Annotated in this window: 22 protein-coding genes, 1 tRNA gene and 1 pseudogene; 10 read left to right on the forward strand and 14 right to left on the reverse strand. The window is 52.2% G+C overall.

The window, feature by feature from the left end; genetic code table 11:
- A pseudogene (locus HNQ57_RS13920) lies at positions 1 to 105 on the reverse strand (transposase); the annotation flags it as partial.
- A gap of 424 nt (positions 106 to 529) precedes the next feature.
- Here HNQ57_RS13920 and HNQ57_RS13925 point away from each other — a divergent pair.
- Positions 530 to 1,531, forward strand: a complete 1,002-nt coding sequence (locus tag HNQ57_RS13925) for an efflux RND transporter periplasmic adaptor subunit (protein ID WP_221301731.1) — start codon at positions 530 to 532, stop codon at positions 1,529 to 1,531.
- Complete coding sequence (locus HNQ57_RS13930; protein WP_184463979.1) at positions 1,531 to 4,665, forward strand: efflux RND transporter permease subunit; 3,135 nt, start codon at positions 1,531 to 1,533, stop codon at positions 4,663 to 4,665. The genes HNQ57_RS13925 and HNQ57_RS13930 overlap by 1 nt, the downstream gene beginning before the upstream one ends.
- A 4-nt stretch (positions 4,666 to 4,669) precedes the next feature.
- Here HNQ57_RS13930 and HNQ57_RS13935 read toward each other — a convergent pair whose 3' ends face one another.
- On the reverse strand, positions 4,670 to 5,998 hold the full coding sequence (locus tag HNQ57_RS13935) for an ATP-binding protein (RefSeq protein ID WP_184463981.1): 1,329 nt from the start codon (positions 5,996 to 5,998) through the stop codon (positions 4,670 to 4,672).
- Complete coding sequence (locus HNQ57_RS13940; protein ID WP_184463983.1) at positions 5,995 to 6,663, reverse strand: response regulator; 669 nt, start codon at positions 6,661 to 6,663, stop codon at positions 5,995 to 5,997. Before HNQ57_RS13940 ends, HNQ57_RS13935 begins: the two co-directional genes overlap by 4 nt.
- Positions 6,664 to 6,826: 163 nt before the next feature.
- Between HNQ57_RS13940 and dsbD the strand changes: the two genes are divergently transcribed.
- From dsbD to dsbG, 3 genes are all read left to right on the forward strand, one after another.
- Positions 6,827 to 8,737 carry a protein-disulfide reductase DsbD gene (dsbD, locus tag HNQ57_RS13945; protein WP_184463985.1) on the forward strand — a complete coding sequence of 637 codons (1,911 nt, stop codon included), beginning with the start codon at positions 6,827 to 6,829 and terminating at the stop codon, positions 8,735 to 8,737.
- Complete coding sequence (locus tag HNQ57_RS13950) at positions 8,734 to 9,552, forward strand: TlpA disulfide reductase family protein (RefSeq protein ID WP_184463987.1); 819 nt, start codon at positions 8,734 to 8,736, stop codon at positions 9,550 to 9,552. Before dsbD ends, HNQ57_RS13950 begins: the two co-directional genes overlap by 4 nt.
- A gap of 75 nt (positions 9,553 to 9,627) precedes the next feature.
- Positions 9,628 to 10,416 (forward strand): thiol:disulfide interchange protein DsbG, encoded by a 789-nt coding sequence (dsbG, locus tag HNQ57_RS13955; protein ID WP_184463989.1) that lies wholly within the window; start codon positions 9,628 to 9,630, stop codon positions 10,414 to 10,416.
- Between the two features lie 2,429 nt (positions 10,417 to 12,845).
- On the opposite strand, the gene HNQ57_RS13960 is transcribed toward dsbG, so the two are convergent.
- The 11 genes from HNQ57_RS13960 to HNQ57_RS14010 all read right to left on the reverse strand — a co-directional run bounded on the left by HNQ57_RS13960 (position 12,846) and on the right by HNQ57_RS14010 (position 21,103).
- Positions 12,846 to 13,091 (reverse strand): hypothetical protein, encoded by a 246-nt coding sequence (locus tag HNQ57_RS13960; protein ID WP_184463991.1) that lies wholly within the window; start codon positions 13,089 to 13,091, stop codon positions 12,846 to 12,848.
- An 18-nt stretch (positions 13,092 to 13,109) separates the two neighbouring features.
- Positions 13,110 to 13,376, reverse strand: coding sequence for a hypothetical protein (locus HNQ57_RS13965; protein ID WP_184463993.1), 267 nt, complete (start codon positions 13,374 to 13,376; stop codon positions 13,110 to 13,112).
- A complete protein-coding gene (locus tag HNQ57_RS13970; RefSeq protein ID WP_184463995.1) occupies positions 13,369 to 13,716 on the reverse strand; it encodes a hypothetical protein in 348 nt (115 codons plus the stop codon). The genes HNQ57_RS13965 and HNQ57_RS13970 overlap by 8 nt, the downstream gene beginning before the upstream one ends.
- A gap of 377 nt (positions 13,717 to 14,093) precedes the next feature.
- Complete coding sequence (locus tag HNQ57_RS13975; protein WP_184463997.1) at positions 14,094 to 17,039, reverse strand: DUF927 domain-containing protein; 2,946 nt, start codon at positions 17,037 to 17,039, stop codon at positions 14,094 to 14,096.
- Complete coding sequence (locus HNQ57_RS13980) at positions 17,036 to 17,425, reverse strand: hypothetical protein (RefSeq protein ID WP_184463999.1); 390 nt, start codon at positions 17,423 to 17,425, stop codon at positions 17,036 to 17,038. Before HNQ57_RS13980 ends, HNQ57_RS13975 begins: the two co-directional genes overlap by 4 nt.
- Positions 17,418 to 17,753, reverse strand: coding sequence for a hypothetical protein (locus HNQ57_RS13985; protein WP_184464001.1), 336 nt, complete (start codon positions 17,751 to 17,753; stop codon positions 17,418 to 17,420). Before HNQ57_RS13985 ends, HNQ57_RS13980 begins: the two co-directional genes overlap by 8 nt.
- On the reverse strand, positions 17,750 to 17,947 hold the full coding sequence (locus HNQ57_RS13990) for a hypothetical protein (protein WP_184464003.1): 198 nt from the start codon (positions 17,945 to 17,947) through the stop codon (positions 17,750 to 17,752). The genes HNQ57_RS13985 and HNQ57_RS13990 overlap by 4 nt, the downstream gene beginning before the upstream one ends.
- A 6-nt stretch (positions 17,948 to 17,953) precedes the next feature.
- Complete coding sequence (locus tag HNQ57_RS13995; RefSeq protein ID WP_184464005.1) at positions 17,954 to 18,229, reverse strand: helix-turn-helix transcriptional regulator; 276 nt, start codon at positions 18,227 to 18,229, stop codon at positions 17,954 to 17,956.
- 113 nt (positions 18,230 to 18,342) lie between these two features.
- Entirely contained in the window at positions 18,343 to 19,356 is a 1,014-nt protein-coding gene (locus HNQ57_RS14000; protein ID WP_184464007.1) for a hypothetical protein, read from the reverse strand.
- A 263-nt stretch (positions 19,357 to 19,619) separates the two neighbouring features.
- A complete protein-coding gene (locus HNQ57_RS14005) occupies positions 19,620 to 20,840 on the reverse strand; it encodes a tyrosine-type recombinase/integrase (RefSeq protein ID WP_184464009.1) in 1,221 nt (406 codons plus the stop codon).
- Positions 20,841 to 21,016: 176 nt separating this feature from the next.
- Positions 21,017 to 21,103 (reverse strand) — tRNA-Leu (locus HNQ57_RS14010).
- A 122-nt stretch (positions 21,104 to 21,225) separates the two neighbouring features.
- Here HNQ57_RS14010 and rnr point away from each other — a divergent pair.
- The 5 genes from rnr to HNQ57_RS14035 all read left to right on the forward strand — a co-directional run bounded on the left by rnr (position 21,226) and on the right by HNQ57_RS14035 (position 26,422).
- Complete coding sequence (gene rnr, locus HNQ57_RS14015) at positions 21,226 to 23,961, forward strand: ribonuclease R (RefSeq protein ID WP_184464010.1); 2,736 nt, start codon at positions 21,226 to 21,228, stop codon at positions 23,959 to 23,961.
- Between the two features lie 12 nt (positions 23,962 to 23,973).
- Positions 23,974 to 24,711 carry a 23S rRNA (guanosine(2251)-2'-O)-methyltransferase RlmB gene (gene rlmB, locus HNQ57_RS14020; RefSeq protein WP_184464012.1) on the forward strand — a complete coding sequence of 246 codons (738 nt, stop codon included), beginning with the start codon at positions 23,974 to 23,976 and terminating at the stop codon, positions 24,709 to 24,711.
- 151 nt (positions 24,712 to 24,862) lie between these two features.
- Positions 24,863 to 25,306 (forward strand): 30S ribosomal protein S6, encoded by a 444-nt coding sequence (gene rpsF / locus HNQ57_RS14025; protein WP_008246165.1) that lies wholly within the window; start codon positions 24,863 to 24,865, stop codon positions 25,304 to 25,306.
- Positions 25,307 to 25,328: 22 nt separating this feature from the next.
- On the forward strand, positions 25,329 to 25,556 hold the full coding sequence (gene rpsR / locus HNQ57_RS14030; protein ID WP_008246166.1) for a 30S ribosomal protein S18: 228 nt from the start codon (positions 25,329 to 25,331) through the stop codon (positions 25,554 to 25,556).
- A 17-nt stretch (positions 25,557 to 25,573) separates the two neighbouring features.
- A complete protein-coding gene (locus HNQ57_RS14035) occupies positions 25,574 to 26,422 on the forward strand; it encodes a YybS family protein (protein ID WP_184464014.1) in 849 nt (282 codons plus the stop codon).
- The last annotated feature ends 21 nt before the right edge of the window (positions 26,423 to 26,443 follow it).

The raw sequence follows: 26,443 nt of genomic DNA on the forward strand, positions 1-26,443 counted from the left end.
ATCCAGATAAACAATGGGATACACCGCATCCAGCGGCCGCGACTGCCATTCAATCACTTCATCAATGACGGCATCGGTGACCTTGGATATGAGGCGTTGATTTATATCGTCAAGGCACTTGAGCAGAAGAGTCATTTCCACTAAGGCCTTGGCGAGCCTACTTAATGCATTTAATCAGATCAGCAAGAATTTCTGCCCCTGCCATTGCGGCATAGCGCTTCGCCAAGGGCACGGTACCGCGCGAGATACAAATTGCCTTGGGCCGCCCTCAGACCATAGCGTCGAGGGGTCTCGTCAAGCAGGCCGGACTAAATCTTTATTGTCACTTAATAATACTCTGGTTCAATGGCGCGATAGTCAATTGCCCCTCATTACTTCCGGAACTCACTCGATGCCACGCACTACGCAGCTATTATCATTCCTTGCTACACGTCCTTGCCACTGCCTCTTGCTTGCCCTTTTGACGATTGTGCTATCAGCATGCGGCAGCGAATCCCCACAACCACAAAGCGAGAGACCTGCAGCCAAAGTGAGTGTGGCCATTGTAGAGCTCACTGATACCGTGCAGGTCGGAACCTACGCCGCCCGACTGCGAAGTACGGGCGAAGTCGAAGTACGCGCACAGGTGGGGGGCATACTGGAGCAGCGTTTATATACCGAGGGAGCGCTAGTCGAGAAAGGTGATACGCTATTTCAGATTGATCCTGAGGCTTATAGGCTGGCGCTGCGCCGCGCCAAAGCGGAGCTTGACGAGGCGAAAGCCAACCGGATTCAAGCCGAGAGAGACTTGCATCGAATAAAAGCACTGTTCGCACGCAAAATTGTAAGCGAAGACGACATGGACACGGCGGACAGTGCGATGCAGGTCACCGAGGCTCAACTCAAACGGGCACAATCCGCCGCGGACGACGCGGGACGCATACTGGGCTACAGCCGAGTCGAGGCGCCGGTAACGGGGATAAGCCGCCTTGAAGCAGTCGCCGAAGGTAATCTGGTGCAACCTGGCACCTTGCTCACCACCTTAGTTCCGCTCGATCCCATCGAACTCCATTTCACCCTGCCCGCCAAGGATGCGCGCCTTCGACGCAACGCTGACTCGGCCCCCAAAACCGTTAGCCTGATTCTCGAGAGTGGTCACATTTACGAACAAAAGGGGCAACTTGATTTCACCGCCAGCCACATCAACCCCGCAACCGACACCATTGGGCTACGCGCCATTTTTCCAAACCCGAGCGGAGAGTTACTGCCGGGCCAGTTCGCGCGTGTACGAATACCGCTGCGGACATTCCACGATGTATTTCTCATCGACCCCAAAGCGGTAAGCGAAGGTTCGAACGGGCCCCAGGTGTTCACGATAAACGGCGAGAATAAAGCGATCGCTCGGCCCCTTGAGCTTGGCCCTATACTCAATGGCAGTCAGGTGGTGCTCTCCGGTTTACAAGCGGGTGATCAGATGGTAGTAAACGGCCAGGTCGCGCTGCGGGACGATTCTTCGGCGGCCATAATCGCCGGCCGAGAAGGACAGCCTTAATGCTTAGTTTCTTTATAGATCGGCCAATTTTTGCCGGCGTTATTTCTATTGTCATCACGCTTGCGGGCTTAGCGGCTTTGCGTCAGTTACCACTCGAACAGTACCCGCAGGTGGTACCACCGCAAGTGGTCGTCACCGCCACCTACCCGGGTGCCAGCGCGACCGTAGTAGCAAACTCTGTAGCGATTCCACTGGAAGCGGAAATCAACGGCGTGGACGACATGATCTACATGGATGCCACCACAACTGATACCGGCAAACTGAAGCTCACAGTGACGTTCAAGATTGGCACCGACCCAGACCAGGCCACGATCAATGTCAACAACCGGGTGCAAGCCGCAGCGCCACGGTTGCCACAAGTCGTCCGTGACATGGGCTTGCGAGTCGAAGCCCGCCCCACCGATATTCTCCTGCTGGGTGTGCTTACCTCACCGGATGACAGCCTGAAAATGATAGACATCAGCAATTATGCCTTGCTGAATATGCTCGATGAACTCGGGCGTATTGACGGGGTCGGTGAAGCCCGCCTTTTCAGTTCGCAAGACTACGCCATGCGTATCTGGATTGATCCGATCAAGCTCGCCGATTACCAGCTTACTGCCGAGGATATCGCGTCTGCTCTGCGGGACCAAAACTCAGAATTCGCCACTGGCCGATTGGGCGCCGCGCCCGATCCCGAACAGCAAGACTTCACCCTCACCATCACCAGTGAAGGGCAACTCGCCACGCCGGAACAGTTTGAAGCCATTTTACTGCGCACAGATGCCGATGGTGCCAGTCTGCGGCTGCGCGATGTGGCGCGCATTGAGCTGGGTTCGCAAGATTACAGTTTTTCCGGGATTTACAATGGCGCGCCCGCCGTTCCGTTTCAAATTTATTTGAAACCGGGCGCGAACGCCCTTGATACTGCGGACCTGGTTCGCCAGGCACTGGATGACATGAAGACGAGCTTTCCCGACGGGCTCGAATACATAATCGCCTACGACACCACGGATTTCGTGCGAACGTCCATCCGCGAGGTGGTGATCACTCTGTTCATCGCCGTCGTTCTTGTGGTGCTGGTCAGCTATCTGTTCTTGCAAAATTTTCGCACAACACTGATTACCTTGGCAGCCATCCCCGTTTCGCTGATCGGTACCTTTGCCGGCATGTTGCTGCTGGGTTTTTCACTCAATATGCTCACCCTCTTCGGCTTGGTGCTGGCGATCGGTATTGTGGTGGACAACTCCATCATCGTTATGGAGTCGGTGGAGCGGCTGATGAGCGAACAGCGTATGACTGCGAGAAATGCCGCGCTAGAAACTGTCAGGAAAATAAGTGGCGCGGTTATCTCGTCAACGTTGGTGTTAGTAGCCGTGTTCTCCCCAGTGGTATTCATCGAAGGCCTAAGCGGCGTTCTGTACCAGCAGTTCGCGGTTACTATTGCTATTGCTATCGTGATTTCCGGGTTGGTAGCCTTGACCCTGACCCCAACACTGTGTGCGCTCTTGCTCAAAGATGTTGCACTGACACGCGATAACGCTACCAAGGGCCGATTTTTCAACGCATTCAATACGGGCCTGGCAGCAATGACCGCCGCCGTCACCGCGCTTGTAAGTTGGCTACTCCGGCACTCCCGCGTCGCTTTGGTCTTATTAGTGGCTTTTGTGGGCGCAGCCGGTTTGGCTGTTAGTTATCTGCCGTCAGGCCTGCTGCCAGCCGAAGACCAGGGCGTAGTGCGTGTGCTGGGACAGCTTCCGTCTGGCGCTTCGCTGGCACGCACAGAAGCCGCCCGCGCAAGTATTTCCGATGAAATTACAGCGATGCCCGAAGTGGAAGGTTTTATTTCATTTGCTGGTTTCGATCTAGTGAATGGCGTAATGCGCACCCATGCCTTGGGTGGCTTCGTAAATTTGGCAGACTGGAGTGAGCGATCCGCTGCTGGCCAGGATGCCTTCAGCATTGCTCAGCGAGTGCGTCATCTCAACGCAAACGTGCTTGAAGCCAACCTGCGGTCTTTTACGCCACCCCCCATCGCGGGTCTATCACTCACCGGCGGTGTGGAAGGCTACCTGCAAGTGCGTGGTAGTGCCGACACAGCACTGCTAGAACAAGTAGCTGGTGAGCTTCGTACGGCGGGAGCGCAACGTCCTGAACTGGCGGCCCTGAACGTAATGTTCGAGTCCCGCGTACCCCAATACCATTCGCAGGTGGATAGGGAGAAAGCCAAAGCTATGGGCATTCCCGTCTCACGCATCTACAGCACACTGCAAAGTACCTTAGGCGCGATGTACGTCAACGACTTCCCCCATCTTGGGCGGCTCTGGCGCGTCTATGTGCAGGCCGACAGCGAATACCGTCGCCAGCCAGAAGATCTGCGGCATATTTCTGTGCGTAGCGATAACGGTAGCCTAGTGCCTCTGAGCAGTCTGGTCTCCCTTGAGCGCCGCCGCGGTGCCGACTTGGTGACGCGCTTCAACGGCTACCCGTCCGTACGGGTGATGGCTAACCCAGCTGCTGGGTACACCAGTGCGCAAGCCAAGCTAGCATTGGAGGAAGTCGTCAAAAACCTGACCGCTGCTGCCGACACACAGATGGGTTGGGTAGGCGAGGCCTATCAGCTGGATCAAACATCTGGCAGCAGTGTGGGGATATTTTTGATGGGCTTGCTGATGGTATTCCTTATTTTAGCGGCGCAATACGAACGACTCACGCTGCCGCTGGCGGTTGCCACCGGCGTCCCCTTCGCGGTGCTGGGCGGAGCGATCGCCACCCATCTGCGAGGTTTTCCAAATGATCTTTATTTTCAGGTAGGGTTGCTTGTACTGATAGGCTTGGCGGCCAAGAATGCCATTTTGATTGTCGAGTTCGCCGCCCAAAATCGTCGCCAAGGCATGGACTCCACCTCGGCCGCCCTTGATGCCACCGCTCAGCGCTTCCGAGCTATTCTGATGACGGCAAGCACCTTCATCATCAGCTCTATTCCCTTAATTTTTGCCACTGGCGCCGGGGCGGCAAGCCGGCAGGAAATCGGCACGGTGGTAGTCGGCGGCATGCTGGCAGCGAGCACGCTTGCCCTGCTTTTTGTGCCTCTGGTTTATAAAGTTTTAGAAGACCTATCGACCAGATCGACTGAAAAGGCGCTAACTCATTGAACACTTAGGCAAGCGGAATCTGGATTTCTGCTATCAGGCCTCCTCCATCGCGGGGGGTTAACGTCAGCGCACCGTCGAATCGGTCTGCGATGGCGCGCACAATCGAGATGCCAAGACCCGAGCCATCCTTACGCTGCCGTCCCTGATCTCCACGCCAGAAGCGCCTGCCAATTTGAGCGGCCTGTTCCGCGCTTAGGCCGGGGCCGCGGTCTGCTACTGCAACGACGCAACGCTGACTGGCGAGGTTGAATGCTGCGCTCAGTTCAATGGCTGTGTCTTCAAATGAGTAGCGAATGGCGTTATCCACCAAATTGCGAACAGCGGCTTCCAGCATGGACTTCGGAATCGGCGTTCCAGCATCGGCGCCATCGACGGTCAGGGTCAAACGGCTTCGTTGGTCTGCGCCAACCTTGTCGAGCACACTGTGGATGACGGTGAGCACTGAGGTACAGCCGTCGGCTTTGTCGACAGTGGCCTCAGTGCGAGCCAGCGTCATCATTTGATCAAGCGTGCGTCGCAGTCGCCGCACGCCTTCTTCAGCATCAGCAAGCGAGGCTTGCGCTTCTTCTCCTTCGCTTATCCGCACGACTTGCAGGTGGGTGTCGATCACCGTTAGCGGTGTACGCAATTCGTGTGCAGCCGCGTCAGTGAATGCGCGTTGACTGGACAGTGCTTGTGCCAATCGCCCGAGCAGTCCATTCATCGCGCCTAGCACCGGGCGTAGTTCTGTAGGTGAATGGTCGACAGCGATCGGGGTGGTGTCGTCAGTCTCTTTAGCACGCAATTGTTCGCTCAGAGTTTTCAGCGGAGCCAGGCCACGCCCGATGCCAATCCAGAGCGCGCCCAAGCCGCCAAAGAATGCAATCAGGAACGGCACGCCGGCCGCACGCAGCAGCTCATTGATCAGGATGCCCCGCTCATCAATACGGTCGGTGGTGGTGATCTGGTAACCCTTGTCACGCAACACGTAAATTCGCCACTGGCTTCCCTGAATTTCTCGGGTGCTGTAACCAACAGGCAGCGTGTCGAAATCCGAAGCGGGGCTGCTGCCGGTGCGCGCTATCACTTCGCCACGCAGCGCCCGAATCTCACAGCCGATCCCGTCGTTACCACTGACACGAATGGCATCGGTGACGTTAGCAGGCGAGGAGTTGACGTCCAGTATTGCGCCTTTCAGTAACCCCGACACCATCCGCGCCGACATGGCCAGACGACCGTCGAGTGCGCTATCCAGATTGGCACGCATTCCTTGCATCATCCATGCAGCCGCGGCAGCCCAAAGCACCATTAAGGCAATCCCTGTTATCAGTACGGCGCGAAGTCGCAAGCTCATACTATAAGCCTCCAACCCAAGCGGTAGCCTAGCCCGCGTGCGGTCTCGATTGACTCAGCGCCCAACTTCCGCCGAATATTGTGAATATGCACGTTGAGTGCGTTGCTGCCGACTTTCTCATTCAGCCCATACAGGCGTTCGTTAAGGGTGTCAGGAGTCATCCAGCGACCATCAGAAGTGGCAAGGTGAGCCAGCAGGTCGACTTCTCGCCGTGACAGAGTCAAGGGGTCGTTGTGAAACCAGGCCAGACCACTGCTGGGTTCTAAGCGCAAAGGTCCTGCTTCAATAGTCTGGGTAGCTCGACCTTGGGTGCGCCTTACCAGCGCATGTAATCTCGCTGCCAACTCGCGCAAGTCGAATGGTTTGACCATATAATCGTCTGCTCCACCCTCTAGTCCCGTGAGTCTATGCTCAATGGCATCGCGCGCCGAGAGAATGAGCACAGGTAAACAGGGCTCGAACGCTCGCATGGTTGCCAGCAGCTCCATACCGTCGCGGTCGGGAAGGCCGAGGTCGAGCACCAGAGCATGAAAGGTGTCATTTATTTGCGCAGCTTCGGCCTCGAAGGCTGTACAAACGTGATGTACCGCAATGGCATGCTTATTCAGTCCAGCGACAATCGCTCTGCCGATTAGCTCGTCGTCCTCTACCAGTAATACCCGCATTTGCGTTCCATTCAGCTTCAATTAACGCCCATCTTAGGTATGAAACCCGTGGGATGTAAGCCCCGATTGTATATACCGATATGGGTCCCGCGCCAAACTTAGTTTCACTTAACAAAGAGGGTACATCATTCTTTAAATACCCTGCTTCTTGGAGGAGCCAACATTGCCTCTGTACCAACATGCGCTAGTGATTGTTTTTCTTTTCTTTTGTGCCAATGGCAGCGCATGGGCTGGTGGAGGCCTGTTCTCTTGGGGCAAGGACGCCGAATTTCTGGACGCTGTGGAGGTCCTCAAACTGGAGGATGTTCGCCAGCAAGATGATTATTTCGTGGTCAATGGAAACATTGCCGATGATTACTATGTTTACCGCCATTCATTAAAACTTGTTGACGGGCAAGGAGATTCGATCGAGTTGGAGCTTTCAACAGGCATAGCCACTAATGATGATTTTTTTGGCGACATAGAAATCTATACTGGCGACATGCTGCGCCTGCATTTTCCCTTAGATATATCAGGCTCGCTAACGCTGCATTGGCAAGGATGTGCCGCAGCCGGCATCTGCTATCCGCCGCAGACTCTACAGGTTAATTTGCCAAGGAGTGAGCAAAACGCTTCCTTTGTACAAAACTCACCGACACAGCCACCACGCGGTACGCTGGCAGAGCTTGAGGGCGGCAGCGTCAATGATCAGCTGGCAGAGCGGTACTCTATGGCGCCGGAAGCAAGTTCTAGCGCGGCGCGCCCAGACAGCACAGGCCTGAGTGTCGAGATGGGCGAAGACCAAGCGGCTGCTCAGCGACTCGCGGCCCTCGGGCCGGTGTCGGGCACGCTGCTATTCTTCGGCTTTGGCCTGCTGTTGGCATTCACACCTTGCACACTACCGATGATCCCCATCGTCTCCAGCATAGTGGTCGGCTGTCAGGCTAAGCCGCGGCGAGCCTTCGCGCTCTCCCTGTCTTACGTGCTGGCGATGGCGGGTACCTATGCGGCGTTGGGGGTAGCAGCCGGGCTTGCTGGAGCCAATCTTCAGGCGACGCTACAGTCGCCATGGTTTTTGGGCTCATTCGCGGCGTTGTTTCTTATCCTGGCCGGCTCTCTGTTTGGTCTGTTCACCTTGCGCTTGCCGTCCGCGCTGATAAATCGGGTCGAGTCGGCAGGACGCGGTCAATCAGGGGGTAATCTGGTCGGCGCTGCAGCACTGGGCTTTTTGTCTGCACTGTTGGTCGGTCCGTGCATGACCGCGCCACTAGCGGGAGCGCTGCTGTACATCGGGCAAACCGGTAGTGCGCTCTATGGGGGTTTGGCCCTGTTTGCACTGGGTTTGGGCATGGGGTTGCCGCTGTTGGCAATCGCGACGTTCGGGGCCCGCATCCTGCCTAAGCCAGGCGCATGGATGGACAGGGTGAATATTGCTTTTGGCTATGTCATGGTCGGTCTTGCGGTGATGATGCTGAACCGTTTCCTGCCCGGCACTGTGAGTCTGGTTCTCTGGGGTCTCTGGTTATTGTCTGTCACCGTCGGCTTGATTGCGTGGGCGCACGCTGTGCCAGCTAAGCCGCGTCTGGTATGGAGCTTACGTAACGGAGCAGCTTTTGCCGGACTGTGGTCGGTGCTGATGCTTATAGGCGCGGCGTCGGGGGGTGATTCAGCATTGCAGCCATTGATCCATTTACATGGCGGTACGGCGGTAGCTTCTACGGTAGTTGCACCGACCTATGTGCAGGCCAAGTCGGTGGCGGACGTGGATGCCCGTTTGGCAGAAGCGGCGACTCGGGGCCAGTGGACTCTGATCGACTTCTACGCTGACTGGTGTATCAGCTGCCATGTGATCGAGCGCAATGTATTCGGTGACCCGGTAATAGCGAAACGTCTGGCAAACATGCAAATCGTGCGTCCAGACGTGACGCTCAACGACGCGACTGACCAGGCCTTGCTCAAACATTGGGGCGTAATGGGGCCGCCCACGCTTATTCTGGTGGGGCCGGATGGCACCGAGCGCCGAGACCTGCGTGTCGTGGGTGAGATCAGTGCAAATGACTTTCTAAGCCATTTAAATAAAGCAGGTACACCATGACAAGTATTGGCCCATTCTCGATTCAGACCGTCAGCGTACTCGCTGCCATACTACTGGCCTGGCTGGTGACGCGTACTGTTGCCAAGCGCCTGCCAGAGACCTCCCACAAACTAGCCGGGGGGGTGCTCCTTGATGCCGTATTCTGGGGGGTAATTGCGGCCAGGCTGGGATATATCGCTCGATGGTGGGAGGATTACCTGGCAGCACCGATGTCGATGATCTCCATCAGCGATGGTGGATTCTCCTGGTGGGTAGGTGTGCTGGCAGCGCTCGCGTTTGTCTGGTGGCGGACACGCACACTAACGGCGCTGCGTCGTCCCGTTGTGACAGGAGTATTAATCAGTGTTACAGCCTGGCTCGCTGTAGGTGCAATGGTGGGTGCGTTGCTTCAGAAACCGCTTATGCCAGACGTTCAGCTGACAACACTTGATGACCAGCCTATTTCGCTGATGTCCTATAAAGGTCGTCCAGCGGTGGTTAATCTATGGGCAACTTGGTGTCCCCCTTGTCGCCGTGAGATGCCAGTGTTCGAATGGGCTCAAGCAGAGTTTCCGCAGGTGGCCATTGTCATGGTCAACCAAGGAGAAAGCGCTCAGGACGTGCAGGAATTTCTTAAGAGTGAAGGCCTGGCCCTGACCGATGTATTGCTTGATCCATTCTCCAAAACTATGCATGCCATGGGTGCCGGAGCTTTACCTACAACATTATTTTTCGATGCGCAGGGGCGCATGGTGCACTCGCATATGGGTGAAAGCACCCAAGCCAGCTTCAGGAGCACAATGTCGCGTCATTTTGCGCCTTCCTCAGCCCAATAGAGACAAGACCAATTCGAGTAAGCCCACTTGAGATAAACCCAATTCAAGCAAGAACCATTTAATCAAGGAATAGTCATGTTTTCAAAACTTATACTTCACAGGCACCTATATGCTTCGCTCAGCGTGGTTGTTAGCCTTATGCTAATGGCCAGCTGCAGCCAGGCGGAAAACGCAGAAAGGCCAAAGGTCCTGCAGGCACTGGAAACTCAAGGTCTTCACGTCGTGCAGGAATTTGATATCAGTGGCGATTTGCGCGCCTTTGCCGGTGTCGCCGGTTATCAGCCCGTTGCGGTCTACGTCACCAGTGATGGGAGCGCAATCGTAGGCACGCGGTTGGATGCCAGTGGTGAGCCGGTAGATGCAGAGATGCTTCAGAACCTGGTTGCCACGCCAATGAGCGATAAAACCTGGGCACAACTGGAAGCTGCCACTTGGGTGTTAGATGGGAACGCCGATGCACCACGTATTGTTTATACATTCAGTGACGCGAACTGTCCGTACTGTAATCGCTTTTGGCAAGCAGCTCGCCCGTGGGTTGATGCGGGCAAGGTGCAGCTGCGTCATGTATTCGTAGGTGTTATCAAAGCGGACAGCTCCGCCAAGGCCGCCGCGATCCTACAAGCACCTGACCCATCAGCAGCGTTATTGGAAAACGAAAGAAAGTTTGCTCAAGGGGGCATCACTCCAGCAAAGAGTATTCCGGCCGAGGTGCAAAAGGCCCTCGACGATAACCAGGTGCTCATGGGCGCCACCGGGTTTCGAGGTACGCCGGGCATCGTCGTTCGGGAGAGCGACGGACAGGTCAATAAATTCAACGGTATGCCACGACAGGAGCAATTGGTCGAGGTGTTGGGGGAACTCTGAGTAAGCTGAGTAAGCCCCGCAGCAAGATCTTTCTGGAACGAATAGACGAGGGAATTGCTGCTGGTATTTCGTGTTTGTTTGGTGTCCAGCATTCAGGTCGCTTTTACGTGGAGGTGTGAGCACTATACACTTTGAATATTGCTGGTTTGCTGTTATACGAAATTGACTAGAAATAGTAACACTGACTGTTATTCTGTGAAGTGCGCGGCTTAATTGCCGCCGCATATTCTTGTTTGCTGCCCCTCATTCCATGGCCGCCAAGCGGCCTCATCGCCAGTAGTCTTGCTGGGGTCATCCGCAGTGGATGAGTGACCGGATGTTTTGAGTCATTCTGCTGTGCAGTGCCTCATGTTCAACCAAATTGTGCTCTGTCCACGCAAAGCGCATGTATATCTTCGAAAGACTGTCGCCACTCTTGACGGTGTAGAACGTTGAGGTGGGCTCAACATCTTTTCCGGAGTAATCGGAGCGGGGGCTTCTTCGGCGGCGCCCTGAAGGGCTGCCAGCTGCATAGGGTGTTTCAACAGCTTCTGCTTGCGCTTCAGTTATTACTTCGGGGCTTTTGTCGGAGCTGGGGCCGCTTTCTCAACAGGCAGTCCCGTAGTTTTCTCTGATCTGAATGTCCGCTATTTACCAGAAAGCGACTCAGCGCATGCGATCTCTCCAGATTTCTGGGTAGCTATAGAAAAGTTCTACAATGCTTTCAAGCTCTCATTACAGAACGGTTCTCAAGATTTCAAATCTGATTCCCCACTTTTGTTTAATGCCTTGCAACGCAAAGCCCCTTTCTTTAGATGGTGGATAACCGGGTGCTTATGCTAAGGAAGTTGGGGTTTATCCGCTAAGTCATATTTGAGGTCAGTGACCGGTTCTGGACGGCTAAATGGAGAATACATGAGCAATGATATAATTAAGTTCCCAAACCGCTTTGCTGATCGTGCCCGACTAGAATCTCAGACTGGTAAGTTGCGATGCGAAGTTTCGGAGCGATGGATTCAATTTCCATCAGAATCTATAAAGCTGAAGAGCATCGAGCCTTTAGTCCTCGACATTATGACGAAGGGGGCTGACGAGAATGATCGTAAAATTTGTCAAATTATAGTTGATAAGCGGCAACTATTAAAAATACTAGCTGATCTGCCATGCAGTGAGCCGTAAGGTAAATAGCCTGCTAATTGACCGCTGATTACCAATACTGGTCTGGGGTTAAGCGCTCGAAACACTGCTATTCAAAAGTGGCCAGCCTCAGTTTTCACCATAAGTAGACCAAGCGCTCCAGATCGCAGGACAGCTTATGCTTTCAAGAGACGAGTGGGCCCGCGATCATTGAGTCGGCTAAATACTGGTAATTAGTGTTTAATGATAGAATTTTTTGACCATAATTTGGCCGTAGCGAGTTTTTACCATAAGTTGGCCAAAGCGGTCATTTTATGGGTGAATCGACAAATCTTAAAGGGTTAAATGTAAATGGTGCCAGGAGAGGCGTTGAATAACTTCACTAAGTAATTGATATATATTAGTTAAATTAATTGAAATTCAATAAGTACCCCCATAAGTACCCCCAAGCTTGCAAGGTGCCTCATTTGTTTTGTGTATTTTTACCATTTTTGGGTGCTTATTATCTGACTACTTGGAATCAAGGCGTGAGATTGCGTGGCTCTCAATGGGTTGTTGGTTGTGTCGATGGTGTCGCTAATCTATACCGTGTCTTGGTGATCCCGATCACTAATGCTAAAGATAATAAATATGCAAGAATTATGCCGCTATCCTTAATCGCTCCACTTGAATATGTGTGTCTATAAGTTTAGGTGGTTACTTGGGTTTAGCTGGCGAGCCATTTTACCCTCCACCTATTTCATTACTTTGGAATACAACCCCCCTTAGTGAAATCGGCTATCTGTAAATAGAACGGGGCACGAATTACCCGTGTGTACCACCCCTCAGGAGTACCTTTTACTTTAGGATTGGCCTCGCTAGGTTAGATACCCCCAAGGAGTGTGCTGTAAATACCACCCTATGTTTAACCCCCCCCCTATAAAAAATGACTCTCGCGAACAGTCTCTTAGGGAGGCGGTGTCGATGATCGACTCCCTAAGCTTTGAACGGCCCCCTATGCCAGGTCGGCTGGCTTTGTGGTGATGGTTGTCGGTTTTGATTCCTTACCATTGGCCGCAATCTTTATTAATCCAGTACGGGGCGCGGGGGTTGATGCCTAGGGTAGAGGTGAAAGTGGTGGGAACACTGGGAAACTGGGAATTCCTTTGTAACTAATTGAATATTAATGGATTAATTGTTCCCAGTGCTTTCGGTAGTTGTTCCCAGTTCCCAGTGACTGGGAACATTTTTAGGTGACTATATTAGGCGGTGTTAAGCGTGGATGGTCGTCGTTGGTTAGCGGGTGACCTTAGTTTGGATTGCTTGCCCTTCGCCTAGTGTGGGCCTCGTAATGCTTCAATTTCCTCGCGCTCGCGGTTGATCTTGTAGGCCCAGTCGTCGGCAAGGTATTGTCCAATTTTAGCCATCTCAACTGTGAGGTGATTACTGGTGCTAGGGCTGGCGTCAGCGATTTTTATGATAGCTTGGAATAAGCTACCTAGATCATTGATACATGAGTGACCAAGGTTAGCAGCATCAGCGGCCATCAAAAGGGCTTCTTGGAGTGTGATATTTGACATGATGAATTCCTAATAAGCCTATCGCATGGGTGGCGTGTGCGGGGTTGCACTTACTAGCATTTGTGCTTGTCCTATTATTGCTTCAAGGGCGCCAACAGCACTAAGTAAAACGCTATTGTTCAAGCGATCAGGAGGCCCATCGAATTCGGCTTCTAGCAGTAAACACAAAGATTCCGCTCGATTAAGTGCTTTAGTTAAGGCATCAATGTCTATATCGCCGTAATCCTTGACTCCGGGGGTGGCCATATAGTCTTCAGGGGTTCCAGAATAGTTACGACTAAGCATTGCTAGCCACCCCCGCCGTTAATCCGAATGCTTTTTTTCTTTTAATGTCGCTAAGCTTGCCAACATAGTTGCAGCCAACGCTTTCCGCTTCGCTATTAATGCAGTTCTCGATGTCTTGTGCTTTACCACGGATAGCGCAAACGCTCATATATAAATCTTCTGGGCGTAAATTATTATCTTCGATGCCTTTCTCTATGGCTGATTTAAGCAGCTCAGCTATAGAGGCAATTTGTCCAAAGCCTTCTTGGGAAAGCGCGTCCATGAACTGAATGGTGTTGCAAAGCTCGCGGGTTGAATCTACTTGCGCGGTAACTTGGGGGGAGTCTTCTGGCGTTGCCATAGTGGTATATCCTTTGTGTTTTTAGTTAGTAGGGCTTCCGGTTAGTAGCTGGTAGCCAGGTGTCAACTGGAGCACACAAAGTAGCTCCGGGCTTATTCCCCTTGCGGGTATTGTATTACCGCCTCTCCACCCGGCTATAAAAAACCGAGATACCTTTTTACAGGCGAAAAAAAACCGCGAGGCTGTCGGATGCGGTTGGCCGCTTTGTGTTTTCCAGTGTCTCAAAATTTAATCCCTCGGTAGTTGGCTGTCAATCATTAATTTGCATTAAATATTTTATGTCTATTAAGCTAGGTCGCTCGCTTCTGGATTCTTTGCCCTATTCCAAGTGGGGGAAATTACCTTTGTGGCATAATTCTTGCTAAAAATATTAGTTTTTATAGGCTCGGAATATCCCAGTGATCACCAGTTTCTGAGCCACCCTCGCCAGTTAGCGAATCATCTTCGAAAAGTAACGCAGACAGGTTAATGACGTAACAGTTAACGGCCTTTTTCCCACTGCCAGGAAGGCGTACTTTCTTAGTGAGCCGCCCCTCTTCTTTATCGGTTTCCAGTGCTTCATGTTCTTTTAGTAATCGTGCCACATGGACAATATCAAAGCCCTTGCACATATCTTTTAGGCCGTCTCGCGTTAAGTAGTAGGTGTTTTCGCTAGTGCCGCCAAGCATTGAGTCTTGCTCGGTTACTGTTTTACGAAAGCCCCAGCGCTCCATAGTTCGTGGCGCGTGTTCGTCGATGCGTGCGTCCTCGTTTTCCCAGCGAGAAAAACGAGATTCTCCGTATTTGGTAAGCATCTCTCGAACGTGGTTTATCGCCTTGGTGTCTTCAATGTTGCCATCCCCGCCACGCATTGCCACCCAAGATCGAAAGGCACGGCTGGCGGCATAGGTCGCCCATCCCTGTTTCCACCCTGTAACCCCTATCTGTGAGGCGTATTCGCCAGCGGCGGCCACTAAGGCGAATTTATCAGCGGCGCGGTGAGCTTGGCCACTGGCGCTACCGCCGAGTATTTCAAATTTAAAATTCTCGCGTGTGGCGTTTAAGTGTGCGGCTAGATTGTCTCGGTCAGTCGCTACCATTGCTTCAATAAGTCGAATAATGGGGGAGCCATGATAGCGGCTCGCATTGTCTGTCAGGAGGGTGGATAGGGCAGCGCCACCCCCTAGGCCGTGATCGTGTTCAAAGTTGCCCAGATTGCGCCTTGCTTCGCTGTCGGTGTGTGGATTGGCTGGAATGGTGAGTAGCCGCATTTCCATACCCGCTTGCGGTTTACGGTTGGCTTCTGCCATGTGATCGGTTAGCGTTTTTTCACCACTCGATATAAATACTATTCGCCATCTGTGTTGGTTGCCTCGGTTATTTCCCGATTCAGTGGCGCGTGATTTGCCCACACCGCTACCAAGTGAATAAACCGTTTCCCCTACAATGCGCGGCTCTATTTGTCCGATCTCATCAAGTACTAGCAAGCAGTCAGAATGCGCAGCGGCCATGCCTTCCAGCGCGTTATCAGTGGTGCGCCATGTTTTGGTATATTCCCCTGTGTTGGGGTTGCCGTAAACACTAGCGGCGATTTTAAGTAGGGTAGATTTACCTAGTGAGCTATCGCCAAAGAAATGAAAGCCACACGATTCCGTACCCTGTATATCAAGGAACGGCCCCGCAAAGGCTGTGCAAACAGCGAAAGTAAGTAGCGAATTCCGTTCGCAGTATTTGGCTATATTGTCTCGCCAGTCGCTTAGCTCACCAGCGACTGTGATTTTGCAGAGTGACGGCGCGTCGTTGTAGTAGTGCAATGGTTCGGCTGGTTCGCCTACTACTCTATCGGGCAGCATAAAGGCATTGTGGCCATGCCAGCCCATTCTGTTTACTAGGCGCACTCGCTGGGGTGTGTCGTACCCCATCAGGAATTCACGTAGCTGGTTTTTCGCGTCTCGGTGTGAGGCTAGCCTATACCCTCTATGTATTAAGCCCTCAACGGCTTTATTGCCACCCTCGGTAACTAAGAAGCAACCGGGAATATTCCATTCCTTTTCTAAGCCGTCGAAATCTTGAAAGCTCACAAGTAGGCCCCAGCCCTCGCTGTGTTTATCGCGTGATCTCGCGGTAACTTGTAATGGGCCACCTACACACTGGTATTTTTCAAGCTTAGAATTAAACGAATACAGCCCTTCCGGTCTTGATTGGTAGCGGCTGGTAATGTCGTTGTTGTTACTTTGCTCGGTTGGTTTTGCATTTTGCTTTGGAGATCCGGTAGGGCCGTTTTTAAGCAGTAATTCTATGTGTTCGGCTTTCCACCCTAGGGCTAGTGCGTCGGCTGCATCAGCCTTGTCAGGCCATTGGTTGTCATTGGTTACTGTGTTGAGTTTTGCCTCTCCCGTGTTGGGGTTGGCATCAGGTCGATATTGTGAAAATAGCTTTATATCAAGGGGTATAAAGTCGGCCACCCCCGCCACGCCAAGTACAGCGCGTAAAGGCGCTATGCTGTCGGCTCCCGCTTTGTCATTGTCTGGCCAGTACCACACTGTACGCGATCTAAGCGGCGTAAAATCGGCTTTACTGATTGCCTTGGAGCCACTTGGCCACGTCATAGCTACAGTGTCAGGGAATAGCACCTGTGCGGCGTCAGCGGCCTTCTCACCCTCGCATAGTAGTATGTTGGTAGTGGCGGGGGTGGTCGCCAGTTTATATAAGCCATATAGGGGCCGGTTTGCTGTAGGTGCTTTGGAGTGCCACGCCACACGGCCTGTATTGTTTCTTCCGTAACAGAACGGGCGGTAACCCTTCGCGCGGCCATTAGTGGCGGTGTTATCAAATCGCATTACTCGTAATAGAATTTGTTTTCCGTCACTGGCTAAATAATCCCAATATTGAGAAGGCTTCCCCAGGTTGCGAATACTTGTAGGGCATGATTTAAGAGCGCCATCAGGTATAGGGCGTATCGGCTCAAAGTCTGGCGAGGGTGGCTTTTGTTTTGGTGGTGGCGTAGCGCTCTGTTGGATGTTATTGCCTTGGTGCCCCATAGCTGGATCAATACCTAGGAATTGGCCTAGTGCTTTACAGGCTTCACCGTTTTTGGTGCGGTCTAAGTAGGCCACTAAGGCGATTAAGTCGCCACCCTTGTCATCGGTTGCAAAGTCGCACCATACGCCATTGGTTAGATTTACTGAGAAGGAGCCAGCACTACTATCTGGCCGCGTTGGGTTGGCTATTACGTATTCATTGCCTTGTCGTTTTCCGTTCGGTAGCCATCGTGAAAGAACGGAGTCTATCGACTGCAAAGCGCGGTCATTAATCAATTTAAAATTAAGTTTTCCTGTGCTCATTTTGGCCCCTTGCTTCTGGGCATTGGCACTACGTTATCAAAACCCCGCCCCGATATAGGCAGCATCCAAAGTGCGCGGCATCGGCAATAATAATCAGGCATTCCGCTTGCGGCCCCAATCCATGCCAGTGACAAAGTTTGCGGATTGATGATGTCGGCTTCACGGCCAAGCCGAAATACGCCGTGTGGCCAATAGAGCATCAATGGCGCACCCCGTTCATCAGGCTTGCTTGCTATGTGATTTCTAAACTTGGCTAGCCGTTGAGATGGGAATTGTTCGCGGACTTTTTCAATGTCGTCAGCGCGGTATATTTCCACAGCTTCCAATATTAAAGACTCCAGGCCTTTTAAAATGCCGGGGGTGGCGTCGCCAGTGTCGTTACTCATGTGTGTCCTTCCCTGCAAATAGCTGTAATTGTGGATCTCTGTAGCCCCATTCGATTAGTTGCGTAAAGGCTTGCTGGGTAGTGTCCGGTGAAGTATCGAGGCTATAACGCATAAAACGCTCGTTTTCTTGATCGTCCACCCGAATAATTTCAAAGCGATATTTCTTTTTAAGCGTGCTTATAGTGCTGGGTAGGCTGTGTTCATTAAGCAGCGTTTCGGCTTCAATTGAATTTATGCTGTTGCCGCACGCTAGGTAGTTCAGCACGCGGGCTATTTTGCGGGGGCGCGAGGGTGGTATCAGCGTGCGAATATCTTGGCGGGTGGTCAAAGTATGCCCTCCACCTTAAACGCGCTGTGTGGGGTATTCTCGCGGTGGAAGTGCTCAATTAAATGAAGATCCTCAAGGCTTAAGGGAGTGGCATACAGGAATAGGGCGGTAATCAGGTACACCGGAAGTGCTCTGACGTGATTTGTCCAAGACTTGCGGGGGTGTGCTGGTGAGATGTAGGCGAGTTTCTTCATGACGGCTTATCCCCCTTGCCGCTGGATAAGTTCGCGGATGTCTTCTACTCGCCACGCGGTGACATTTGGGGCGAGCTTTACAGGCTGGGGGTAGCGTAATTCTTTAACACCCTTCCACCAGGTCGCAGATGATACGGGTATCAAGGCTGGTATCGGTGGCTTAGCGTTACGGTCGCCGATAATCGACTTAAGTCTTAAGAATCCCGTTTCAGGCAGTGTTGTATAGCGGTGGTCGGGTGTTTGTATTTTTGAAGTTGCGGGGGTGGCGTTTACTTTTTGCATAGTCTCTATCCCTGTTGATTGCGGTTAGTCGCAGTACAGGTGAGACTATCTGTGATGTATCCGTAAGCGTTAAAAATAGCGAGGGGATAGCATCCCCTTGTTAATTTTTGACTTTAATCTTCACTATGTGTTATGGGTTCTTGTAGTAATTCCTTGATTTTCATGTCGATAGGGTCTTGCTCAAAAACACCTAGAATAATTTTTTCACAATGCCATTCTTTTAACTCAATATTGGGCCCAAGTTCGCAGCGAAGCTGCCTGATATAGTTAAGGGCGGGGGAACGGCCTTTGGTGTAGTTAATCTCGTACCCTCGCTTAGGGATGTCAGCTACTTGGTAAGTTGGAGGACGTTGGTCATTTTTCCCGATGATTAACAATCGCTGTTTTGGTGGCGGCCCATCTGAATACTTTAGTTTTGGATGTTGCCAGTTTTCCAATCGGTATATCTCGCCAATTTCGCTGTAATTTTTCCCATCTGCACTCCATATAGGTAGCGCTTCATTACTTTTAGTTGGTCTAACTACAATGACCGTTTCGCGCTCTTTGGTTTGACGGTGATTTTCTGTCCATGGTTCATGCTTTAAAAATTCGCAGGGCGATATTGATGCCGCAAGTGAAAGAAGGAATTTAGGCCCTGGCTCCCCATGTTCGGTTAATTTGAGCAGGTTGCTTTCATAGCCGTAACCGCCATTAATTGCGGCATCTTCATCAGCCCATTCGATTTGCTCGTAAAGATTGAGCGCAGTCATAGCAATGCTTGAGTATTGGAGTTCGACTTCTTCTCGCCGCTTTTGTTGTTGCGCTAGTTTGTCGGTTGAGTCTAGTGGGGTTAGGAAGGCCCAGGCGTAGCGAGCCTCTAATTCGTTGTAGCTTTCAGGGAATAGATCCCGCCATACGCTATCAAGCTCAACGGCTGCTCTGTTTAGCCTTTTTATCGCGTGCCCAAAGTGGTTGTAAGGGCCAAGTTGTTGTTGGCCACACCACCCATAATATTCAGCAAGTGCGTAACGAAAATACATTGGTAAATCTGGGCTGATTTCGGTCAGCCACTGGCTAAATTGAGATTCTTCGGTAGCTGCTCGTTGACGTAGTCTATTCCACGCTTTAAGGACTTTTTCCCCGCTCATAAAGTACATGCCAAAAGATGATCGTTTAGGTTTAACTGAAAAGTAACCGTTAACTGGTTATTTGTACAGTCCCGTGTTTTAACGACTTATTGTGAGTGTCGCGGTCTAAAAATATTGTTCCCAGTTCCCGCTTGCTGCTTATCAAGTGGGAACACTACTGGGAACAATTATTTATAAATAAAACAGGTAGTTATAATGAATGTTCCCAGTTTCCCAGTGTTCCCACTACATATAGGGTGGGTCTAGTCTTTTAAATATAGCCCTTATTTTTTCGCTGCGGTAATGGGTATCACGTTATCTATCTCTAGGCGTAAGGTATCCAGATAATCGGCCCAGCTTTGCATCATCTGTTGACGGCCTTCTAAATGTTTAGTTCGGTTGTAGGCTCTGCCGTTGGTGTCTCTTACTGCGTGGGCTAATTGGTGTTCTATCCAGTCAACAGAAAAGCCCAAAACCTCATCCAGTAAGGTTCGGGCCATTGCTCGGAATCCGTGGGGTGTCATTTGCTCATTGGTGTAACCCATCGTCCGTAAGGCTATGCGCATTCCGTTGTCAGAAAGGGGGCGTGATAGTGCTCGGGCATTAGGGAACACGTAGCGGCTATTGTTAGAAACTTTATACTGTTCTTTGAGTATTGCTAAGGCTTGGTCAGCCAGTGGAATGATGTGGGGTTCTGCTAGCTTCATCTTTTCGGCGGGTATATCGATCCGCCGATCTTCAAAATTAACTTCACTCCACTCTAATTGGCGAAGCTCCCCAGGGCGGCAGAAAAACAGGGGTGCTAATTTAATGGCAGACGACACGGCGGGGGTGGCTTGGTAGGCGTGAATAGCGGCCATTAAGCGCCCGACTTCTTTAGGTTCGGTAAGGGCTGAGTAGTGTTTTACCTTGCCTTGTTTTAATGCCCCTTTTAGATCGGCGGAAGGATCTCGTTCAGCCAGCCCAGCGGCTACGGCGAAACGGAATATTTGCCCGGCTGTTTGTTTGGCTTTCTTAGTTGTTTCGTATGCCCCTCGGGCTTCTATTTTTCTGAGTGCGTTTAATAGTACTGGTGGGGTGATATCGCTAATGGGCTGGCTGCCAATGGAGGGGAATAAGTCTTTTTCAAGTATTCGCTTTATTCTTGCGTCCCCTGATACTGACTTAGCGCCTCGCTTATCCATCCATTCCAGAGATACCGCTTCAAAGCTATTGGCATTGGCTAGCAGCTTTGCGGCCTTTTGAGCTTTGCGGTGGTTCATTGGGTCGGTGTCTTGGGCAAGCAAGGAGCGTGCGTTGTCCCGCTCGTTTCTGGCTTGAGCTAATGAGACCTCGGGGTATACGCCAATGGAGAGAAGCTTCTCTTTTCCGCTATAGCGGTACTTCATTCGCCAGTACTTTCCGCCGGACTTTTTGACGAGTAGGAACAGGCCTTTTTCGTCGCTGAGTTTGTAGTCCTTATCCAGTGGCTTTGCTGTCTTGATCTTAGCGTCAGTGAGTGGCATCGTTTTTATTTTGGGGGTACATGGTTTTGGGGTATGTCAGGAATACCCCCAAAAGTACCCCCTAGTTGTCCTAGATTTGAATGGACAGTATTGCACGGGTATGGATAATAGTTAAGCGTAAGCGCCCGTAATCATTGGGTTTTGTGTATTTGGTTGGATGGGGTTGTACGGTGTTTTGGTGCCCAGGAGAGGACTTGAACCTCCACCCCCTTGCGAGGACTAGCACCTGAAGCTAGCGTGTCTACCAATTTCACCACCTGGGCAGGGGATGATCAGCGTTTATGCTGAGGCGCGCAATTTACTGATAGAAAGTATTTTTGTCAACGGTTGAGTTACACTACACCTATATTTTTAAATTTTCATTGTATAAAGGAAGTCTGACTGAATGGCTAAACGCCGAAATATCCCCGATCCCCACGCTGAACGTGAGGCCTCGAACTACGAAAACCCGGTTCCCAGCCGTGAATATATCCTCGAACAGTTGAAAGAAAGCGAAAAGGGCATTAGCCAGGCGCAGCTGCGCCGCCAGCTTGAGATTGACGGTGAGGAGCAGGAAGAAGGTCTGCGCCGCCGAATTAAGGCGATGTTGCGTGATGGCCAAATTATAGAAGGTCGTCGCGGCCAGTTGCGCGCTATAAGTGGCGGCGACAGCATGGTCGGCAAGGTTATCGGCCATCGTGACGGCTTCGGTTTTGTTAGTATTGATGGTGAGTCTGAAGACGTGTATCTGGCTAATCGCCAGATGCAGCAGGTTTTTGATGGTGATACTGTCAAGGTTGAAGTGACTGGTGTCGATCAGCGCGGCCGCCGTGAAGGCGTGATTGTTGAAGTGGTTGAGCATAATACCCAGCAGCTTGTGGGTAAGTTGATGATGCACCGTGGCCTGCCTCAGGTAGTTCCCGAGAATACGCGCATCCAGAATTGGTTGGCACTTGAGGATAACGACGTCGCGACCGCCAAAGAAGGCGATTACGTGATGGTTGAGTTGACTCAGCAACCCGGTCAGCGTCAACAGGCGCGGGGCCGCATTACTGAGGTGCTAGGTGATCGCCGTACGGTTGGTGTGGCCACTGAGTTGGCGATCCGCAGCCATGATATTCCCTTTGAGTGGCCGGAAGCCGTTGAAGAAGAGGCGCGGCGCTTTGGTTCTGAACCCGCCGAGGCGGACAAGGCACATCGAGTCGATTTGCGCCAATTGCCGCTGGTCACTATCGACGGCGAAGATGCGCGGGATTTTGATGACGCGGTGTACTGCGAGCCCAAGAAAACTGGCGGCTACCGTCTGTGGGTGGCTATTGCCGATGTTTCTCATTATGTGCAAGTGGGTTCAGCCCTTGATCAAGAGGCGCATAAGCGCGCTACCTCGGTGTATTTTCCCGACCGCGTGGTGCCGATGTTGCCCGAGGCCTTGTCCAATGGCCTTTGCTCGCTAAAGCCCGATGTAGACCGTCTGACGATGGTTTGTGAAATGACCATTAGCGCCAGCGGCAAGCTGAGTGGCTATGTGTTTTATGAAGGTTTAATTCGCTCCCATGCCCGTTTAACCTATAACGAGGTGGGTGCACTGTTGGAGCTTGAGGGTGTTGACCCTAAGCACAACACGGGGCGCAATGCGCATTTACTGCCCCAGCTGCGTTATTTGCACGACCTTTACAAAGTGCTGCGCAAGGCGCGGTCTGAGCGCGGTGCCATCGACTTTGAAACTGTGGAAACACGGATCGTGTTTGACGATGAGAAACGCATTGAGGCGATTGTGCCGATTCGTCGTCACGATGCTCATAAGCTGATTGAAGAGTGCATGTTGTGTGCGAATGTCGCGACCGCCAGGGCGCTAGATCGCTCTGGACTGGAAGCCTTGTATCGTGTGCACAGCGGTCCGTCAGAACAGAAGTTAACTAATTTGCGGGAATTCCTCGGCGAGATCGGTTTGAGTTTGCAGGGTGGCGACGAGCCTAGCCCTAAAGATTATCAAATGCTGTTGTCGAATCTGGGTGAGCGTCCAGATGCTGCGGTAATTCAAACCATGATGCTGCGTTCTTTAAGTCAGGCGGTTTACCACCCAGAGAACGAAGGTCATTTTGGTCTGCACTACGCTGGCTATACCCACTTCACCTCGCCGATTCGACGCTACCCAGATTTGCTAGTGCATCGCGCATTGCGCTATTTGGTGCGCAGTGGTGGTGGTGAGGCGCCAGCGTGCTTCCATAAAGTAGGCGATGCACCAAACATTGATCGTAAAAAAATCTATCCCTATGATTTGGAAGCACTTATTGCCCAGGGCGGGAATTCGTCGGTAGCTGAGCGCCGAGCAGATGAGGCCAGTCGCGATGTAATGGCCTTTTTGAAATGCGAATTCTTACAAGACCATGTCGGCAGTGAGCACGAAGGTATTATTACTGCCGTGACGGGTTTCGGCATGTTTGTCGAGTTGCAAGATCTCTATATAGAAGGTTTGGTGCACATCACCGCTTTGCCCCAAGATTTCTATCAGTTTGACCAAGCTCATCAGCGTTTGATTGGCGAGCGGACGCGTCGCGTTTTCCAGCTTGGTGACGCCTTGAAGGTGCAAGTGTTGGCCGTTAATCTCGATCAGCGCAAAATCGATCTTGGTGTGGTGGCGGGCGATGACGTCGGTAAAAAAGCCGCTTTTGACACGGCTAAGCCCGCTAGTGATGGGCCTAAGCGCCAGCGTCGCAAACCAGGCCAAAGTCGCGGTCGGAATACTGAGCCTAAAGCCGCTACCGACTCACCTCGTCGTCGCAAACCCGACGCTAGCGCACCTGCAGCAAAGTCTGCACCGCGCAAAAAGCGCCAAGTCATTGCGCCTGTTGTCGCTGATGTGCCGGTTGCCGTGCCGAAAAAGACCTCGGTTCGCGAGGCGCTGGCGAAGGGGTTAAAAGGCTTGATGCCAACTAAGGCCAAGGCCTCGGCTAAGCCCAAGGCGGCATTTAAGTCTGTGGGTGCGCAAGCGGCAGAAGCAAAAGCTGCTGCAGAGGCTAAACCTAAATCACAGCCACGTCGCAGTCGATCGGGTGCTAAGTCTGTCGCGCCAAGTGATACCCCCAAAAAATCGGGTGGCAAACCTAAGTCGGGCGCACCACGAACGCGTCGTAGTCGATAGAGATTTTATTCAGTGGCAGAAAAGATTTTTGGTATACATGCCGTGCAGAGCGTGCTGGCCCGCAGTCCTGAGCGAGTTCAAGAGTTGTATGTGCAAGCGGGGCGGCTCGATAAGCGTGTGCAAGAAGTGTTGGATCTTGCTAAGGCGGCTAAGGTCAATGTTGTTCAGCGAGCGCGTCCTGAATTAGACGCGATGGTTGAAGGGCGTCACCAGGGGCTTGTCGCGCTGGTCGAGGCGGCTGCTCAGTTTCAGGAAAAAGATCTTCTGGATTTGGTGGTGGCGGCGGGAAGCTCGGCATTGGTGCTGGTGCTCGATGGCGTTACCGATCCTCATAATCTAGGTGCGTGCTTGCGCAGCGCCGATGCCGCTGGGGTGACTGTCGTCGTCGCGCCTCGCGATAATTCCGTGGGGCTTAGCGCTACAGTGCTGAAAGTTGCCTGTGGTGCAGCCGAGGTTGTGCCCTTTGTGCAGGTTACCAATCTCGCCCGCAGTCTGCAGCAAATGCAGCAAGCAGGGGTGTGGGTGGTGGGCATGGCTGGCGAAGCAGAGCTGTCGCTTTACGAGCAAGATTTGACTGGGCCGCGTGCCTTGGTCCTCGGCGCCGAGGGCAGTGGTATGCGACGCCTTACTCGCGAGAACTGTGATTACTTAGCGAAACTGCCTATGGCGGGCTCGGTTAGTAGTTTGAATGTGTCGGTGGCGACGGGTATTTGTCTTTTTGAAGCGGTGCGTCAGCGTATAAAAGCCTGAATTGGCTAATAACTGTACGAATCACTTGCATATCATCCCCGATATACCTAAAATCCGCGCTCTTGATTTATTGGTAGTTCCGACTATTTTGGTCGGAGCTGTCCTCCTTGTCACACCGTAAAGGGTGGCTTAACCCGTAAGGAGCTGTAAAATGCGTCACTACGAGATAGTGTTCTTGGTCCATCCAGACCAGAGCGAGCAAGTACCAGGTATGGTTGAGCGTTATACGCAAGCCATCGAAAAAGACGGCGGTAAAGTTCACCGCCTAGAAGATTGGGGCCGTCGTCAACTGGCTTACCCTATCAACAAAATCCACAAGGCACACTACGTGCTGATCAATGCTGAAGCGTCTGCTGAAGCTGTGGAAGAGTTGACTACTAACTTCCGTTATAACGATGCCGTTCTGCGTAATCTTATTATTCGCTGCGATGAAGCTGTGACTGAAGAGTCGCCGATCATGAAGGCAGAGAACGAGAGCCGCGAGCGTCGTAGCCGCAGCGAACAGCGTGTTGAGCGCAGCCGTGACGACTCTGAGTCGACGACTGATGACAATAGTGACTCTGAAGCCGATACGGCTGAAGACGACGCTGAATAATTGCTGAGTTAGGAGAATAGTTATGGCACGTTTTTTCCGTCGTCGTAAATTTTGCCGCTTCACCGCGGAAGGCGTCAGCCAGATCGATTATAAAGATCTGGAAACCCTGAAAGCCTATGTTTCAGAAACAGGTAAAATTGTACCTAGCCGTATCACAGGTACAAATGCTAGATACCAGCGCCAATTGTCTACCGCAATTAAGCGCGCGCGTTTCCTTGCTTTGCTGCCTTACACAGACAGCCATAAGTAATCAAACGACGTAAAATTATGCGCGCCTTAGCTGAATTCATTATGAAAGGGCGCTTGCAGGCGGTAGCCGTTGCAGGCTTGGGTGTTGGTACGCTCATGTTTGCTTGGGTTGGCGTTGCAGCCGCAGCATTGGTGATGTTGCGCAAAGGCTTGAGCGAAGGTGCCTACGTTGTATTTTGGGCACTGTTACCGGCAATTGCGGTGGCCGCTATTGGAGCAGATGTTGGTCCCTTGACCATGCTGCTTGGCGCCGCAGCAAGTGCAGCGGTATTGCGCAGCACCCAGCAATGGGCCTACGCAATGCTGGCTGCAGTTGGCGCCGGTTTGCTAACAGCATTGATATTGATGCACATGGCCAGCGATTATCTGGCCTCGATTCTGGCAATGGTCCAACCCATGCTAGAGCGGATGCAGGTTTCTGCGTCTGGGCGTTTGCCAGAGATTGGCAACGGCGATATCGCCGCGGTGATCGGTGTTAGCACGGTGTTGTGGAGTACGCTGGCAGTGATGCTAGCGCGGTGGTGGCAGTCCATACTGTACAATCCCGGCGGGTTTCGCCAGGAAATGTGGCAGTTTCGATTGCCGCCAGCCATAACAGTGGCCTTGGTTGCGCTGATGTTGCTATTAAGCAATGTTGGTGGGGATTATCGGTTTTGGGGGGTGATGTGTATGCTGCCCATTGTGATTTCCGGTATTGCCTTGGTACACGGTGCCGCAGGACGCTTGGGTTTAGGTCGCGCATGGTTAATAGTTTTTTACGTAGCGCTGTTGTTATTGGGGCCGCTCTGGGCGGGCTTGATTTTGATGGCGATTGTAGATAGTTGGATTGATATTAGGCGGCGTTTGCCGAATCGCTCTCAACCATAGAGCGGCGCAAACGCAGACGAA

The sequence above is a fragment of the Zhongshania antarctica genome, from assembly GCF_014202945.1.
GTDB lineage: Bacteria > Pseudomonadota > Gammaproteobacteria > Pseudomonadales > Spongiibacteraceae > Spongiibacter > Spongiibacter antarcticus.